Origin of the sequence: Pseudobutyrivibrio sp. AR14 (genome assembly GCF_900101325.1) — a bacterium.
GTDB lineage: Bacteria > Bacillota > Clostridia > Lachnospirales > Lachnospiraceae > Pseudobutyrivibrio.
On the sequence record NZ_FMUY01000005.1, the window covers coordinates 137,720 to 154,011 of the forward strand.

Here is a 16,292-nt window from a genome sequence, read left to right on the forward strand (position 1 = left end):
TGTGGACTGTTTCCTAAATAATTCCACATGAAGTCAGAGATATTGTAACACCTATTTTCGATTTTGTAAAATTAAATTTCGCAAAACTATTATCAGGTTTACAATTCCGTCAACCAGAAAAACTACTGCAAGGAAAGTCATATACCAAGTAAGTGTATCCTTTGGCGCCACAAAAATAAAGGCACTTAGGATAATTAAAACAACAATTTCTACAAGTAATTTTACCTTTTCCAGTCGCTGGTCCTTTTTCTCTGTGTTAGCACACAAATTCTTGTAAGCTATGGCATTTCTATAGGCCCAGAACAAGAATGCCACGCCAATAGCCACACTTCCTATAAAGAAAAGTGCATCCTCTTTAACTAGAAGCATCGCGTATACGCCTATCATTACAATGCATACATAGACTCGCCCCGATTCCTCCTGCAGGTTCCCCCCTGCCTTGTACAAGTGTCTGATAGTAACGCCTATTTCAAAAAGAATTATGGCAAGCAATACTAGACTAATGCCCACCTGAAGTATATATTCAGGCACCATAAAAAGAATGACGCTAAGCAAAATCATACATATTGATGACAGCCACTCTTTTTTCTTAACCTTTTTGCGAATAATATTGACCTTTTCTTCATCCGGAGCCCTATCTAAAGCTGCTGTGACAGGAAGCTTCATAAGAGTTCTAACGGTCTTTTTATCAAGAGCTAGAAGCTTAATAAGTATCTTTTCAATGGCAAAAGGTCCCTTTTCCATAATCTCAGTGGTTGTGGTATAACCACTTTTTTCTATGGAGTTGAATAGATTGTTTACAAAACTTATACGTCTTTCATTGTTAACACTTTCAATCCACTGATCTAGAATCTGATTTATAAAAACACTTCCCGGAGAAAAGCTATCGCTGTAGTCTGGATTACCATGGTCAACTGCCCAGCTTACGCAATCGTGCTGAGCCACACCCTCTGCGCTACTTTTTACTATCTTCCCAGGAATCTGAGTCTCCTCAAAAAGCTTGCCAAAGACAGAATACTCCGGCATAAATCTCATAGCTTTATTCTTAATACGGGCTACGCAGGTATTGTCGCAAACCTCTGGGCAAAGACCTGGTCCGTCATTGATATATACGTATTTAAGCTGCTTTTGAAGCTCCTCATCCTCCAGATGGGCTGCCGCATAGAGAGCTAGATTGCCTCCTTTGCTGTGGCCACCTACGTATACCTTGTGAACTCCATCAAAACTATCTTTCAAATACTCTAAGGACTTCTTCTGAGCTTCTGTCTCCATAAAGCTTATCATGAAATCCTCTTTCCAACCTGCCAAAGTCTCATCAGTACCACGATATGCTACAAATCTCACATCATCTGTCAGATCAAATGTCATGGCTGCAAACTGGGCAGAAATACTCTGGTCGTATATATCTAAATAGTTGCTGACATACATATCCCCATATCTTTTGGAATTGGCAGCATCAATAACTATCTGCTCCTTGCCGTAAAAACAGCCTCTAATACCGCAAGTAGCCTCCAATTTTTTCACAACATCCCTAAATCTATGAGGCTTGTCAAACTCGATTCCTTCTATTATCAAATATGCAATTTTTGTAAGGATAAAATTGTCTACCTCTGTAAGAGCCTTGTCTTCAAAGGAAAACTCACCGTACCATTTTATATAATCAAAAACACCATCCATAATAATCCCTTCCAGCGAATAATATACGCTTTAAGAAAATAGTACCTATATTAATTATTAAATACAATAAACTTTTTCTTAAATTTCTGTGATTGGATTGATTATATACACATAATTCAATATTATGGTAAATAGATTTTTAATGGAGAATGAGTATATGAAACTAGATAAAAATAAAGCAACTCCACTTCGAATGATCATAATGGTTCTTTTGGCATTTGGTTTTAATTGCATCACATATTACGGGACCCGCCTTATAACAAGCGGATTCCATCACTATAATATGTCAATTAAACTTGACTATATTATCCCTCTTGTACCATGGACTGTAATCATTTATTTAGGCTGCTATATCTACTGGATAGCAAACTACGCTCTTGGTGCTATTCAGGCTGAGGAAGAAGCTGCAGCTTTTTTGTGTGCAGACCTTTGTGCAAAGATAGTATGTTTCATTCTGTTTGTTGCATTTCCTACTACAATTGTGCGCCCTGAGATTGCTGACACAGGCCTTATGAATAAAGCAATGCTATTTCTTTATTCTATAGATACCCCGGACAATCTTTTCCCATCAATTCACTGTCTCACAAGCTGGTTCTGTGTAATTGCTGTAAGAAAGCAAAAGGCCGTGCCTGGATGGTACAAGGTACTTTCTGTTATTATCGCACTTGCCATTTGCATCTCTACTTTGACCACAAAACAGCACGTTATAGTGGACACATTTGCAGGTATAGCTCTTGCAGAGCTTGCTTATTTATTCGTTAAAAAAAGCGGCATTCTAGGCCCTTATAAAAGGCTAGTAGCCGCTATAGAATCATTTATTATTTCGATTTGCAAAGGGCGCAAGCAGTAGGTGTTGTGGCACAACCACCTTTTGCCGTCTCTCTGAATTCCGCAGGTAGACGCTTGCCCACGTTATACATACACTCAAGCATTTCATCAAGAGGAATCATCTGGGTGATGCCTGCAAGGGCCATCTCAGCAGCAATGAGAGCATTGGCTGCACCAGATGCATTTCTATTCTGACATGGATATTCCACAAGCCCCAGCACAGGATCACATATCAGTCCAAGCATATTCATAAGAACAGTAGAAGCTGCATATGTACACTGAAGAGGTGTACCTCCCATAAGCTCTGTTGCCGCGCTGGCAGCCATTGCTGCAGCTACGCCAATCTCCGCCTGACATCCACCCACAGCTCCTGCTATTGTTGCATTTTGCATAGCAAGATAGCCAATGGCACTGGCATTGAAAAGTCCATCTATAATTCTGTCATCATGGATATTGTACTCCTCCTGAAGTGCCAGCATAACTCCCGGCAGAACTCCTGCAGAGCCTGCAGTTGGAGAAGCCACAATAAGGCCCATTGATGTATTAACCTCTAAAACAGCCATCGAATAGGTGATTGCCTTGTTTACCACATCACCAAGTATGCTCTTTTGAGCTAGACGATGGTCTGTCAATTTCTTGGCCTCTCCACCAATCAGTCCGCCCATTGATTTAACAGCTTTTGTAGTAGGCTCAGTGGCAGAATCCTTCATAATCTGCCATGCCTGTTCCATCCTTGTTACTATCTCTTCCTCGGTGGTCTCAAACACATGGCATTCACGCTGCTTCATCACCTGAGATATTGTCATATTATTGCTATCACAAAGTGCTAGCATTTCTGCTGCTTTTTTAAAATCCATACAAAGCCTCTTTACAACTAAATTTGTACAATCATTACATCTTCAACGTACTGATTATCTAGAATTGCATCCTTTAAATCATCAGGCAAGGTGCCATCTGTCTCCACAATTGTATAGGCTCTCTCGTGCTTGCCCTCCCTGAAAAGTCTCATGAATGCAATATTAATATCTCTGTCGCTAACTGCGCTAGCAATGTGCTTAATTACACCAGGCATATCCTTTTGAACTACAATGGCAGCGCTGTACTCGCCGGTAAAATCAACAGGTACTCCGTCAATTCTCACTATGCGGCATTTGCCGCCTCCCACTGATTCTCCTCTTATATCAAGAGCTCTGCCCTCTTCTGTCTCAATAAAAATATCAACTGTATTAGGATGAATGTCCGTCTCTGTTTCATTTATCTCAAATGTAAACTCAACGCCTCTCTCTTCTGCAATGGCAAAGGAATCTCTAATCCTTGTATCATCGGTTTTGAATCCTAGAATACCACCCAACAGTGCCTTGTCCGTACCATGCCCTTTGTAAGTCTCTGCAAAAGAACCGTAGAGAATAAACTTCACCTTTTTTATATTGCCGCCAGCCATCTTCCATGCCAAATAAGCAATAGAACTAGCACCAGCTGTATGGGAACTAGATGGTCCAATCATATTAGGGCCTAACACATCAAATGCACTAATTAAAGCCATATTCATCTCCAATAATTATCTTGTTAATGTATTTGTGCCTAAGATTTCCTCGTATGTGAATTCATAATACTGGAATCCATCGGCATAGCTTGCTAAATCATAAGGATAGAAGTAGCAAATTACCTTGTCCTCTTGGAAAAGTATATTAGCATTATCCAAAGATACATAATCATATGCAGTGTTATAAATATCCTCAGCAGTCTCAGCAAAGTAATAAGGAGTCTGACCCTCAGCGCTTTGGCTCTCAAAATCTTCTTTAACCTTTGTGGCTACAAGATTCTTAAAGTCCTCTTCTGTGCCAGAATAGAAATCTGCAAATGTAAGCTCTTCGCCAGTAGTCAAATCAAAAATGTACTCCCCCATACCTGGCATGCCATGAGCTCCACCACCATACCAATAAGAGTCCATATCAATAATCAAATACTGGTCATTTATAATTCTAACATCAGAAACACTTTCATCATCTGACTCTTGATCAATCTCCTCCTGATGATACTCGCACTCGCTCTGCTCAGGAGTATATTCCATCGCAGCATCAAGCTTAGCCTTTAATGTATCATTAATCTGCTGTGCATAAGGTGAGTACTTGTCATCTAATACAAAAGCTTCTTCATATACTGTATATAGAGTAGCGTCGCAGTATTCACATTTAACTTCATTATAATCACTTATAACCGTACCATATTTAAATGCGCTATATGTTTTGATTGGGCAGTCTAAATCCCTTATATCACCTGATTTATCCACTTTATAAAGCTTTAACTGCTCACCATCTACATTGGCTACATAAATTGTATCACCATAGGCAACTGTGTAAGTAAATAAACTGCCAGCACCAGCCACGTGTTCAACTGTATAAATACACTCTGATTTATTTGTATCTAAATCATAAGCATAAATGTTGTAATCCAAATCATCTTCCCAGGAATCAGATTTTGCCTGGTAATAGAAAGTATCATTTTGCATTCCGATTATAGATGCATCAACAGGTATGTCTAACTCAGCTGTTTTTCCTGAGGCAAAATCATAGACAAAAAATCCCTCATCTGTATATGTCTCATCATCATAGCAACTGAAGACAAAATAGTTCTCGTTGTAGCATTTAGAACTATAACTTTTTTCTTTGAATCCTTCAACCTTCTCTACCTTCCCATCCGAAGTAAGCTTGCCGATTCCGTCTCGCTTGTCATTGATTCGTATTTCAACAAGGGCAAATCCTATGTCATCAAACATTCGATTTGCAAGGTTTACTTTGCCATCTCCGTTGTATAAAACATTATGATTTTCAATCTCAATTTCCTCGTCTTTAACTTCTTTAAATGAAAAGTCATCTCCATCCTTTTCATAAGCCGTTTCCTGATATACGTTTGTATCAAAATCATATTTAGCAGAATATATCTTGCCATCATAGCAACAACTGATTACAGTACTTGCATTATCAAGCAATCCATCTATGGCTTCTACCTGACCGGTTTTATAGTCTAAAGCTAAAAATTTATAGTCATCATTATCATAATCTGCATAATGGCAATATAAGACACCATCATCTGCAGCACTTACCCTTACAAAATCTGGCTTATAGCCAGCCTTGTCCATATATTCATTTAATTTATCTACATTAAACTCCTCTAGCTTGTTTCCATTTTCATCAAAAGCATAAAGTGTATTGGACTCATAGATTGAATTTACAATATATTCCTGTTTGCCTAGCCCGATATCACCCTCATCTGAAGACTCCTGACCTGATGCATAATTCTCTGTCTTTGAATCCTTTTCGTCTTTTTGCGATTTCTCATCGTCCTTGCATGCTACCAGTCCGAATATACAACTTGTAGCAAGAACCAAACTTAACAATCTTTTTTTCATAATTACTCTCCTTTGTACGTCCCCTCTATAAATATAGTATGCATTTAACAAAATATAAGCAACCTTATCCTTCCCTGTTTTACATTAAACACAAAGAAACCTGTAATCCAGTTACTATTCACAGTCCTCCACCCGCAATAGAAACAGAAAATTCATAATCATATAGTAAAATACTTCAAGACAGCTAATTCAAGGGCATAAGTATTGGGAGGAAAGATGATTAACGGAAAAACGATTATAGCCTTATGCGAATATCGTGTTTACGATTCACAGGAATTCAAATTTGTCACTGAGCTTAATGAACTTTTAAAGGTTCACGATTGTCGCATGTTCATTTATGCTATAAACAATGAGATTGGCAACAGCGGAGATAATCTTGCAGAGACAAAAGTATTTGATTTGATTCCCTATGACAAAGTTGATGTTGTTGTGATTAGAGATGAAAAAATCAAGAGTCGTAACACCGTTCAAAATATCATAAACAAAGCCAACGAAGCCGAGGTGCCAACCATTATCGTAGATGGAGAATACGAAAATGTTTCCTTGGTTCGATATGATTATAAAACGGGTTTTGAAAAAGTTGTCCGCCATATAATCGAGGACCATCATGTCACTCGCCCTCATTTTATGGCCGGAAAGCGTTTTAGCGAGTTTTCAAACGAGAGAATTGAAGTCTTTAAAAAGGTCATCGCGGAAAATGGCATCCCGTACGATGACTCTATGCTAAGCTACGGTGACTTTTGGTCTGTGCCTTCCCGCGAGGCTGCCTATGAGCTTCTTAAGCGTGACACATTACCTGAGGCAGTTATCTGTGCCAACGACATAATGGCCATCAATGTCTGTGACGTATTCCAAAGTGCAGGAGTTAAAATTCCAGAACAGGTTATTGTAAGTGGCTTCGACGGAATCGACGAGGCCTTTTGGTCTATGCCTGGAATTACCACCTCAATAACTGACAGTGCAGATCTTGCAGCCACAATAATGGATACAATTTTATCTGTACTTGATGGCAACAGAAATCTAGATAGATGGGTTGAACCAAAATTTATTCCTAATGAATCCTGCGGTTGCCCTCGATGCACCCAGGATTTACTCTCAGCCATAAGTGGTCTAAACAACCGATTCTATCACCATCAGGATGACATCCATATTATGCAGGTCATAACAGCAAAAGTCATGGCCAGCCAGACACTGAGCGAATGCATCCACTACCTGAGAAATCCTATGACAGATTACGTGTGCTGCGTAATTGAAAAGTCCTGTCTTGATTTAGAAAACAATTTCTTCTTAGAGGACATAGAGCCAGGTGAGAAAGTAATTTTCTATGATGCCTACGACTCAAAGGAAGGCATTAAACCATACAACCCAGATGAGATAATGCCTAATCTTGATCAGATTCTAGAGCTTGGCTATCCGATTATTTACAACAGCCTTGACTATATGGGTAAATCCCCTGGATTTGTCTGCTATACATATCCTCGATACCAGATGATAGAATACGCCAAAACACCTAGCATAACCAACAGCCTAAGCATGGGTATCGGCGGCTACGTCAGCATGCGCTATCAGCACTATCTGAGAAACAAGCTTCAGGAAATCTACCAGCACGACGCCCTCACCGGCCTCTACAACAGACTGGCTTTCCTAGAACAATTTGAAAAATTAAAATATGCACCAGAACACGACGGCCGAAAAGCAACTGTCATCATGTCTGATTTAAACGGCCTGAAACAAATCAACGACAATCTAGGACACGGTGCCGGAGACGCCGCAATTTCTGCTGTGGCTGAATCTCTAAAAGAAGCCTGTCCTAAGGGTGCTCTCTGTGCCAGATTTGGCGGCGATGAAATGCTCGCCTTCATACTGGGCGACTGCGATGTCAATCTTATAAAAACTATGATTTATGAAATCCTAAAAGATAAAAGCAATCTCTTAGGATTTACCGTCTCAGCCAGCATAGGATTTTACGAAACCACTATGCACGAGTCATTGGATTTGGACAAAGTCATCTCTATTGCCGACAGCAAAATGTACGAAGAAAAGAGAATCTACAAGAAAAACAAAAAATAAGGGCACAGACCGTGTCCTTATTTTTTGCTTAAAACTGTATATCCCTAATATCTTCAAATCCAATATCCGTAGTAACTACAGTCAAATATCCCGCCTGTGGATTTATCTTTGTAACCATGCCAGTCTTCTTAACATAGGCATCATCCTCGTAATATACCACGGTAACCCTATCCCCTACCCGAAGCTTACTAATCTGAAAATCCAAGTATTCTAGTGCATCCTCAGAAAGCTCCACCTTGGGTACAATTATCTTTTCTTTGGCAGCCAAGGCCTCTTCAAATCCCTTTAGTGCCGCAAATGGCATAAACTGGCTAGCTCTATCTGCTCTAGGCATTCTCATCCCTCCCGTTTGCAAGGTGACCACCGATTTGCATATTGCGCTCCATCTGAGTAGCCTCCTCCAGCAAATCAATCCCCTTTAATATGGCATTCTTGCCAAATTTATTTTTAAGCATATTTGCCGACCTGGTAATCTGTCTATCCTTTTCCATAACAACAGGGTCCACAAAAAAACTATATTGCTCGTAACACTCATCCACGATTCCATTGGCCGATATATTAAATCTCCTAATCAATCCATCTGGCTGGGCAAATTTCTTATACAGCTGCACAAAAGCATCCTGCATAATACGGATTGAATTGGTCCTGACCTGAATGGTCGTGCCCCCTCCCGTAGACATATAAGAATCATAGGAATATCCAATATAAAGTGAAAATGAATTGCTAACCACCTGATTGGCCACCATATCTGAAGACAGCTCTCCCACCATCTCCTTTAAAACCGTAATGGCCTCATCATAGGTATAATCCCTCATCAACACCTGCCCACAAGAAAGAGAATGGGACTTATTAGTGTAGTGCTTAATATCGTAAATAGTGCAGGATTCCCTACCCCAGGCATGGTCAATCAAAAACTCTGAATTGACACCAAAATGCTTGAGCAGCAGCTTCTCTGGTGCCTTAGCAATATCCTCCTGGGTAAAAAGTCCAAGTGTAGCCAAATGCCTCATAGTCCCTGGACCTATCCTCCAAAAATCAGTCAATGGCTTATGCTTCCAAAGTCGCCTCTTAAAGCTCTCCTCATCAAGCTCAGCTATAAAATCCGGCGAATGCTTAGCCAAAATATCAAGTGCCACCTTGGCCAAATACATATTAGTGCCTATACCACAAGTAGCTCTAATCTTGAGCTTTTCTTTTATCTCATCCATGATTTTAATAGCCAAATCATGGGCACTCATCCCGTACAAATCCAGATACGCCGTAACATCTAAAAACGCCTCATCTATGGAATATACATGTATATCCTCCTTTGAAATATAGGACAGATATATCTCATAAATCTTCGCCGACACATCAATATAGCGCTGCATCCTAGGCACTGCCGCAATATACTCTATAGACTTTGGAATCTCAAATATACGGCACCTATTTTTCACTCCAAGTGCCTTCATAGCCGGCGTAATCGCAAGACAAATAGTGCCCCGACTCCTGGCCACATCTGCCACCACCAAATTGTCCTTCATAGGATCCAGCCCTCTGTCCGCGCACTCCACCGAAGCATAAAAACTCTTTAAATCTATAACCATATACTGCTTCATAAACCAAAAAACTACTCCACTCTCGCCAAAATCGAATAACCGTTCCGAAACTACGTTCGAAATACCTACCTAAATAATACACCCACTTTCCAATTTAATCAATCACAAACCGTCACCGCCTACCATAATCTACATGGCCCCTCCACCGGCCCCGCCCCAAGGCTCTTAGAGTATCGATTACGCGAATATTTTTAGTTTTTCACGCGCAAAAATTGACAACAGCCATGTGTCTTTCTAAGAATGAACTGTTTTCAAAAATGTAGCTTTGTTGTGTGGACACCTATTTAATATCAATGGCAGTTCTACAAAATGATTCTAAAGAGGGTGCTATGGGCTCATGATACATTCGCTAAGAAAAATTAAAAAAAGAGTTTTGTATATATTGGCGCCGTACTCCATGCAACGTCCTGTTGCTTACGCACTCTCGCCGCCGTCCGTGGCGGCTCGTGCCAATAAATTACAAAACTCTTTTTTATTTTTCTAAGCTCATTCCAAAATCGCCCATAACACCCTCAGAACCATTTTTAAACTGCCACCATAGTGTACCGAGTGTCCACACATAAGCTACCTTTTTGAAAACTGTAAAGGCTTGAGAAAGACACATGAAATGTATGGCGACAATTTGCGCAGTAGAAAAACAAAATATTCATGCGTTGATACTCTAAGAGCCTTGGGGCGGGGCCGGTGGAGGGGCCATAAAAAAAATATGCGATGACGGTTTGGTTGCTAGATTAAAGTGGAATCAAGCATTGTTAGGTAGGTGTTTCCATTTTCCTGGTAGGTGGTGAAGGTTCCCTTGATGGTGATTTCGTCACCTACTTTTGGGTAGTCGTCTTCGGTGTATGTATTTTCGTCTAGGACGAACTCTAGGCCTTGGGAGCAGCACTGGGTGGCGTCCTGTACGATGCAGGCGTAGTATTTTTTGCCTGTGTCAGGGTCCTGGTACATGTTGCAGGTGCCTTCCATTTTTACAGTTTTGCCTTCGTAGTCTGCTGGGGATGTAACCATGTTGAAGACTTCAGAGTAAATGAGGGTAGATGAAAGTACTGTTAAGTCAACGTCTACACTTGGGTCACCGGCTACAGATTGTACTTCTTTGGGATCCTCTTCCTGTAGTTGGATATCATCTACTGCAGTGATGTCATCTGATATGTCTGCTGAAGCGTATGTATTAGTTTGTGAGTCCTCTTTTGAGGCCTTCTTCTCTGATGAGTTTCCGCAGGCCACTAGGCTATATGCCAAAAGCGCGCTTAGAATTATTACATTGATTTTTTTCATAAGTACTCCTATCCCTTGATTTTACCGACTATGTAACAGATTATGAACATTATTGCATCAACAGCAACAATGGTTGAGCCTACTGGTGTGCCCTGTAAAATGGAAACCAAGAATCCAATCAGTGCACATGTGACAGAAATGATAGCTGAAAAAATTGTTACTGCTTTAAAACTTTTTAGTATGCTCATTGCTGAAAGGGCCGGAAAAATTATTAAGGCCGATATAAGCAGCGAGCCAACTAGGTTCATTGCAAGTACGATAATTACAGCTGTTATTGTTGCTATGAGTAGATTGTAAACACTTACCTTTGTACCCACTGCACGGGCAAAGTCCTCATCAAATGTAACTGCAAATATCCTGTTGTATAAAAAGATAAATGCGACCACTACTAGGATAGATAGGATTCCACTTACCCATACCTCTGAGCTTGTAAGTGTCAGAAGTGAGGTGGAGCCAAATAGTGTGGAGCATACATCTCCTGATACATTTCCCGATGCAGGAAATAAATTCATAAGTAAATATCCAAAGGCTAATGCACCTACAGATAGCATGGCTATAACGGCATCCCCCTTTACCTTTGAGTTGTTTCCATTCTTCAGTATTAGTATTGCTGTAAGTACTGTAATAGGGAGAATGATAATCATTCTGTTGGTAAAATTAAGGACTGTGGCTATGGCTAGGGCGCCAAATGCCACATGTGATAGTCCATCACCAATATATGAAAATCTTTTAAGTACAAGTATTACGCCAAGCAGTGAGGAGCATAGAGCAATTAATGTACCTACAATCAAGGCGTATCTGACATATGGAAAAGTCATATACAAAGTTAATTTTTCTAGCATGCTCCCACCTCCTTGCTTGACTGAATTTCATCTGATATTTTTATGTCATCTAATTTATTTACGTCAAAAATCGCTGTGGCATATTTTTTTACATTTTCCAAATCATGACTAATCATGATGACAGTAAGGCCCTGGGAATTTAGCTGACCAATTAATTCATACATTTCCTTTGTTACGTTAGGGTCTAGGCCTGCCACAGGCTCGTCTAAAAGCAGCACTTTGGTGGTAGCGCAAAGAGCTCTGGCTAATAGAACTCGCTGCTGCTGTCCACCTGATAGTTGCCTGTAGCACTTGTTTTTCAAATGAGATATTCCCATTTTTTCAATGTTCTCAAGGGCCATTTTCTTTTGGGTCTTGCTGTAAAAAAATCCCTTTAGACTATTCTGGCAGCCTGAGAGAACTATCTCATATACTGTAGCAGGAAAATCTCGCTGCACATCAGACTGCTGTGGTAAATATCCAATCTGATTTTTCATAAGTCCCTGCCCCACTTCTATAGAACCTTCCACCGGAGGCAAAAGACCAAGAATGGTCTTCATAAGGGTTGTTTTACCAGAACCATTTTCTCCTACAATACAAAAATAATCTCCCTCTTCAATTTGAAAGTTTATATTCTTAAGAACCGGCTGTCTTTCATAACCTACTGCCAGCTCATTAGCTGTTAGAATAGCCATAGTATCTCCTTTTTACTTCAAAGCTTCTGTAAGAACCTTTAAGTTTTCTTCCATTACACCAAGATATGTAACACCATTTGCAACATCTTCACTTGTTGTAGTTTGCATAGAATCCATTGCCAAAATCTGAGCATCCTTATTTTTTGTATTAGAAATAATAGTCTCAGCTATTTTTTGATCTGAATTCTCAATAGTAAGCACTGTCTTTAAGCCAAGCTCATCTACTTTTTCTGAAAGGAAATTGATTGTCTCAAAGCTTGCCTCAGTCTCGGCTGAACAGCCTACAAATGCTGCATAGTAATTCAATCCATAGTCGTCTACAAGATATCTAAATGGGAATCTGTCACCAAATAGAATTGTGTCTGCAGTTCCTTCGCTAACTGCAGTTGCATACTTTTCGTCTAAAGCTGTAAGCTCAGTTACATAATTTGCAGCATTTGTCTTGTATGTATCTACGTTATCTGCATCAATCTCTGCAAGATTGTTTGCAATTTCATCTACAAGAATCTCAGCGTTCTTAAGAGAAAGCCAAACATGCTCGTCATATTCTACTTCTTCCTCTTCACCTTCTTCGCCTTCTTCTTCCTCTTCTTCCTCAGCTTCCATTCCCTCTACGACTTCTTCCTCCTGGACCTTGTCGCCTAAAGTTTCTAAGAGATTGATTACCTTCATATCAGGATTTGTTGACTCTGCAAGTGCATCCTCAACCCACTCATCTGATTCGCCACCAACATAAATAAACAAGTCACATGAAGCAATCTTCATAATATCCTCAGCTGTTGGCTGATAGCTGTGAAGATCAACTCCATTGTCAAGAAGCATAGTAATCTCTACATTCGAATTAGAGCCAACCACCTGACGCACCCAGTCATATTCAGGGAAAATAGTAGTTACAACCGAAATAGTCTTTCCATCTTCTGAAACCTGAGCTGCCTCAGTTGCTTTTCCTGCATCAGCTGGTGTTACCTCACCCTTTGCGCCACAACCTACAAGCATTAAACAAATGCAAAGTACTGCCAATATTAAATTTTTCTTCTTCATCTTAAAATCCTTTCATGCATGCAAAAATTTGTACTAAAACATAGAGTTTTGCTTAGCAAAACTCCTGTAATATAAGCCGGTCGTTGCATGGATTTAAGAATCTAGTCTTACCTTTTGGGAAACAAGTGTAGTCTGAACAGACTGATATTTATAATTAGAAACTGTAACAGCAGCCACGAAAAATACCATGGCTGCTACAGCTACCATAATCAAACCTGAGCCAACAGTATTTATGTTCTTCTCACACTGAAGTATCAATGAACAAATTGGACAGTCAGCCTCTCCGTGGCAATGATGATTAACATTTTCAGAAATCATCATGTTTGAAATAAGCACAACAAAAACAGTAGCAAGAAGTGCTACCAGAGAAATTATTCTATTTCTCGTTGTTTTTCCTGTCATTTTAATCTCAAACCTCACAAATTGCCTGTCATTTCTGATTAAAATTTATAACATAAATCGATTTATAAATCCAATATTTCTAAATCAATTTCCTCTTCATCGTCATCTTCCAGATATTCATCTCTATGTTTTTTATTTCCGCCCTTGCCCTTCTTCTTGTTTTTTAAAAGAATTTCAGGAATGAAATGCAAGAAGAATATGGCAACTATTATAAACAAGTGAACAAAGAAAATATTGGTGATAACACCATTGTGCTTAAGCAAATATCCTGTACTGTAACCGTAGAAACACATGATGCCAAGATAGGCAAGCCCCATAATCATAATAGGTATATTGGCTGCTGCAAGCTTGACACAGTTAAGGAAATCCTTGAAGCTGGCATCAAAATAAACAAAACGACCAATCATCAGCGTCAAGAAATATGCGATGAACATATCATAATTGTTATCCTCATAGATAAACTTTATATATCCAAAAATCAAAATCATATAAAGCATTCCAATAAGGCGAATAGATGCCATTTCATCCCTGTGAATTCTCTTAAGTCTTATTAACACATGGTCCAAAAATGAATTAAATACAATCGAGATTATCATAAACACAAGCAGTAGATAATCACTGTATTTATCCCAGAATTCAAAAAATGCACCTGAATGATTAAAGAAGTCCAGATAAAAATATACAGCCATGAAACCGATTATGCTTCCGCCTGAAAAAATCAATTCATAGAATCTCTCTGAGAGAAAGAAAAACTCCTCCTTTGCTCTCTGTGGATTTTTGTATTTTCCTTTTGAATAGGTATAAAAAACAGCATAAATAGCTACTAGTAATCCAAATGCAATTAATAAGAAAATAGTAAAATCACTTGGCTCAAAATAGTGTGCCACGTAATCTTGAAAACTCATATTCATAATAACAACCTCCGCTGTCATATTATACTCGTTTATTTATATTTGTCATTCTTTCTATATAAAACATTAATTTCCTTAACAGTGATTTTTTCTCACAAAAAAGCCTGAACCCATTAATGAGCTCAGGCCAATTCATTATTTTACTCAACAATTCTTTTAAAGGCTGGAATAATCTGTGCCACAACAACTGCCTTAACCAAATCCAACGGAATGAATGGAATAAATCCTGTTAAGAATGCTGTCTTCAAATCATATCCCAAGCTAGATTTAAGCCAAAACATACCAATTAAATCAATAATAAGGACACCTATTATGCCACAAATTGTATACCAGACTCTGTTGTATTTTTTACCTCTAATCAATGGAAGAACAACAAGAACAATAGGAAATGCCCAAGTATATGCTCCGTAAGGTGCAATCAAATATCCTATTCCACTGCCTCCACCGATGAACACTGGCAAACCAACAATTCCAAGTAAAAACCATACAAGTCCAATCAAAAAAGATTCTGTCACTGGAAAAAGAAGTGCAATGAGGAAAATCATAAAATTCATCAATGTAATCTTAGGTGCCATAGGAAGTGGAGTTGGGATGCTAAGGTATGCTGAAATACAAAGTATTGCTGCAAACAATCCACATAATACAAGTCTCTTTGTAGAAATTAAGCTTTTTGAGTTAGTTGAAATATTTGTGTTATCCATAGTAAGTCTCCTAAATTGTTTTTTACAACAAGTAAATATTAATGGAAGCTCTTCCTATTGTCAACCATTATATTGTTGGTAGTTGACAATTTATCCTTTGGATTATGATTATGCATGAGTCTCCTATCATTGACAGGAACTTTTTTATTAATTCTTATGATTGTATAAAATCAAAGTTATATTTATACTAGGCTTATTGAATATAGGTTTTGAAAGGAATGCTATGATTAAAACTATCATTTTTGACATTGGCGGTGTTCTAATCGGCTATAACTGGCTTGATTTTTTGACCCAGCTTTTTAATGGCGATGAGGACTTAGCCAAAAGACTTAAAGAACATATCTTTAAGAATTGGGCCGAGGTGGACAGAGGTGTTTTATCTGACGAAGAGCTCCTTGATCTCTTTTCAAAAGATGCCCCAGAACTTAGAAAAGAAATTGAATATTTCTGGGAACATGTTGGAGAGGCTTTGTGGCAGTTTGATTTCACCAAGGACTGGCTCAAAGAGTTAAAGGCAAGAGGCTATCAGCTTCTTTATCTTTCAAACTGGTCACAGCATGTGAGAGACTGTGCCGAAAAGCAGCTTGATTTTCTCCCACTTATGGATGGAGGAGTATTCTCCTACAAGGTAAAGCTCATCAAGCCAGACCACGCTATCTACCAGGAGATTATCAAGAAATATAATCTTACCCCAAGTGAATGCGTTTTCTTAGATGACAAATTAGAAAACTGTGAGGCCGCTAAAGAATGTGGACTTCACGCCGTACAAGTGGTTGACCACAATCACGATATCGCCCTTGCAGGTCTTGAGGCATTGCTTGAAAAATAGTTGTAACGGGACGCTTATTCTACTCCCTGAAG

The 16,292-nt window shown here is 39.1% G+C and carries 16 protein-coding genes; 3 read left to right on the forward strand and 13 right to left on the reverse strand.

Annotation, left to right across the window (positions count from 1 at the left end):
- Positions 1 to 51: 51 nt before the first annotated feature.
- On the reverse strand, positions 52 to 1,677 hold the full coding sequence (locus BLP50_RS06130) for an Mbeg1-like protein (RefSeq protein WP_090152597.1): 1,626 nt from the start codon (positions 1,675 to 1,677) through the stop codon (positions 52 to 54).
- Positions 1,678 to 1,834: 157 nt separating this feature from the next.
- Between BLP50_RS06130 and BLP50_RS06135 the strand changes: the two genes are divergently transcribed.
- Positions 1,835 to 2,527: a phosphatase PAP2 family protein gene (locus BLP50_RS06135; protein ID WP_176753702.1), complete on the forward strand. Its 693-nt coding sequence runs from the start codon at positions 1,835 to 1,837 to the stop codon at positions 2,525 to 2,527.
- On the opposite strand, the gene sdaAA is transcribed toward BLP50_RS06135, so the two are convergent.
- Genes sdaAA through BLP50_RS06150 form a run of 3 tightly spaced genes read right to left on the reverse strand, consistent with a single transcriptional unit; the run spans position 2,496 to position 5,914 of the window.
- Positions 2,496 to 3,362 (reverse strand): L-serine ammonia-lyase, iron-sulfur-dependent, subunit alpha, encoded by an 867-nt coding sequence (gene sdaAA / locus BLP50_RS06140; RefSeq protein ID WP_090152604.1) that lies wholly within the window; start codon positions 3,360 to 3,362, stop codon positions 2,496 to 2,498. The genes BLP50_RS06135 and sdaAA overlap by 32 nt on opposite strands.
- A 17-nt stretch (positions 3,363 to 3,379) precedes the next feature.
- A complete protein-coding gene (sdaAB, locus tag BLP50_RS06145) occupies positions 3,380 to 4,048 on the reverse strand; it encodes an L-serine ammonia-lyase, iron-sulfur-dependent subunit beta (RefSeq protein ID WP_090152605.1) in 669 nt (222 codons plus the stop codon).
- 15 nt (positions 4,049 to 4,063) lie between these two features.
- Complete coding sequence (locus BLP50_RS06150) at positions 4,064 to 5,914, reverse strand: DUF4163 domain-containing protein (protein ID WP_090152608.1); 1,851 nt, start codon at positions 5,912 to 5,914, stop codon at positions 4,064 to 4,066.
- A gap of 216 nt (positions 5,915 to 6,130) precedes the next feature.
- Here BLP50_RS06150 and BLP50_RS06155 point away from each other — a divergent pair, with 216 nt between their 5' ends.
- Positions 6,131 to 7,984: a diguanylate cyclase domain-containing protein gene (locus BLP50_RS06155; RefSeq protein ID WP_090152611.1), complete on the forward strand. Its 1,854-nt coding sequence runs from the start codon at positions 6,131 to 6,133 to the stop codon at positions 7,982 to 7,984.
- 28 nt (positions 7,985 to 8,012) lie between these two features.
- Here the strand turns inward: BLP50_RS06155 and BLP50_RS06160 are convergent, their stop codons facing one another.
- From BLP50_RS06160 to BLP50_RS06200, 9 genes are all read right to left on the reverse strand, one after another.
- A complete protein-coding gene (locus BLP50_RS06160) occupies positions 8,013 to 8,318 on the reverse strand; it encodes a YolD-like family protein (RefSeq protein ID WP_090152615.1) in 306 nt (101 codons plus the stop codon).
- Positions 8,311 to 9,582 carry a Y-family DNA polymerase gene (locus tag BLP50_RS06165; RefSeq protein WP_090152619.1) on the reverse strand — a complete coding sequence of 424 codons (1,272 nt, stop codon included), beginning with the start codon at positions 9,580 to 9,582 and terminating at the stop codon, positions 8,311 to 8,313. The genes BLP50_RS06160 and BLP50_RS06165 overlap by 8 nt, the downstream gene beginning before the upstream one ends.
- Before the next feature lie 726 nt (positions 9,583 to 10,308).
- Positions 10,309 to 10,860 (reverse strand): hypothetical protein, encoded by a 552-nt coding sequence (locus BLP50_RS06170; RefSeq protein ID WP_090152621.1) that lies wholly within the window; start codon positions 10,858 to 10,860, stop codon positions 10,309 to 10,311.
- A gap of 8 nt (positions 10,861 to 10,868) precedes the next feature.
- Complete coding sequence (locus tag BLP50_RS06175; protein WP_090152624.1) at positions 10,869 to 11,702, reverse strand: metal ABC transporter permease; 834 nt, start codon at positions 11,700 to 11,702, stop codon at positions 10,869 to 10,871.
- On the reverse strand, positions 11,696 to 12,376 hold the full coding sequence (locus tag BLP50_RS06180) for a metal ABC transporter ATP-binding protein (RefSeq protein WP_090152627.1): 681 nt from the start codon (positions 12,374 to 12,376) through the stop codon (positions 11,696 to 11,698). The genes BLP50_RS06175 and BLP50_RS06180 overlap by 7 nt, the downstream gene beginning before the upstream one ends.
- A 12-nt stretch (positions 12,377 to 12,388) precedes the next feature.
- Positions 12,389 to 13,417, reverse strand: a complete 1,029-nt coding sequence (locus BLP50_RS06185) for a metal ABC transporter substrate-binding protein (protein WP_090152630.1) — start codon at positions 13,415 to 13,417, stop codon at positions 12,389 to 12,391.
- 93 nt (positions 13,418 to 13,510) lie between these two features.
- Complete coding sequence (locus BLP50_RS06190) at positions 13,511 to 13,819, reverse strand: hypothetical protein (protein ID WP_090152632.1); 309 nt, start codon at positions 13,817 to 13,819, stop codon at positions 13,511 to 13,513.
- A gap of 62 nt (positions 13,820 to 13,881) precedes the next feature.
- Complete coding sequence (locus BLP50_RS06195) at positions 13,882 to 14,751, reverse strand: hypothetical protein (RefSeq protein WP_176753703.1); 870 nt, start codon at positions 14,749 to 14,751, stop codon at positions 13,882 to 13,884.
- 119 nt (positions 14,752 to 14,870) lie between these two features.
- The gene (locus BLP50_RS06200; protein WP_090152638.1) at positions 14,871 to 15,431 is read right to left on the reverse strand and encodes a biotin transporter BioY; all 561 of its coding nucleotides are present in this window, start codon (positions 15,429 to 15,431) and stop codon (positions 14,871 to 14,873) included.
- 223 nt (positions 15,432 to 15,654) lie between these two features.
- Between BLP50_RS06200 and BLP50_RS06205 the strand changes: the two genes are divergently transcribed.
- A complete protein-coding gene (locus tag BLP50_RS06205; protein ID WP_090152641.1) occupies positions 15,655 to 16,260 on the forward strand; it encodes an HAD family hydrolase in 606 nt (201 codons plus the stop codon).
- Positions 16,261 to 16,292 lie beyond the last annotated feature (32 nt).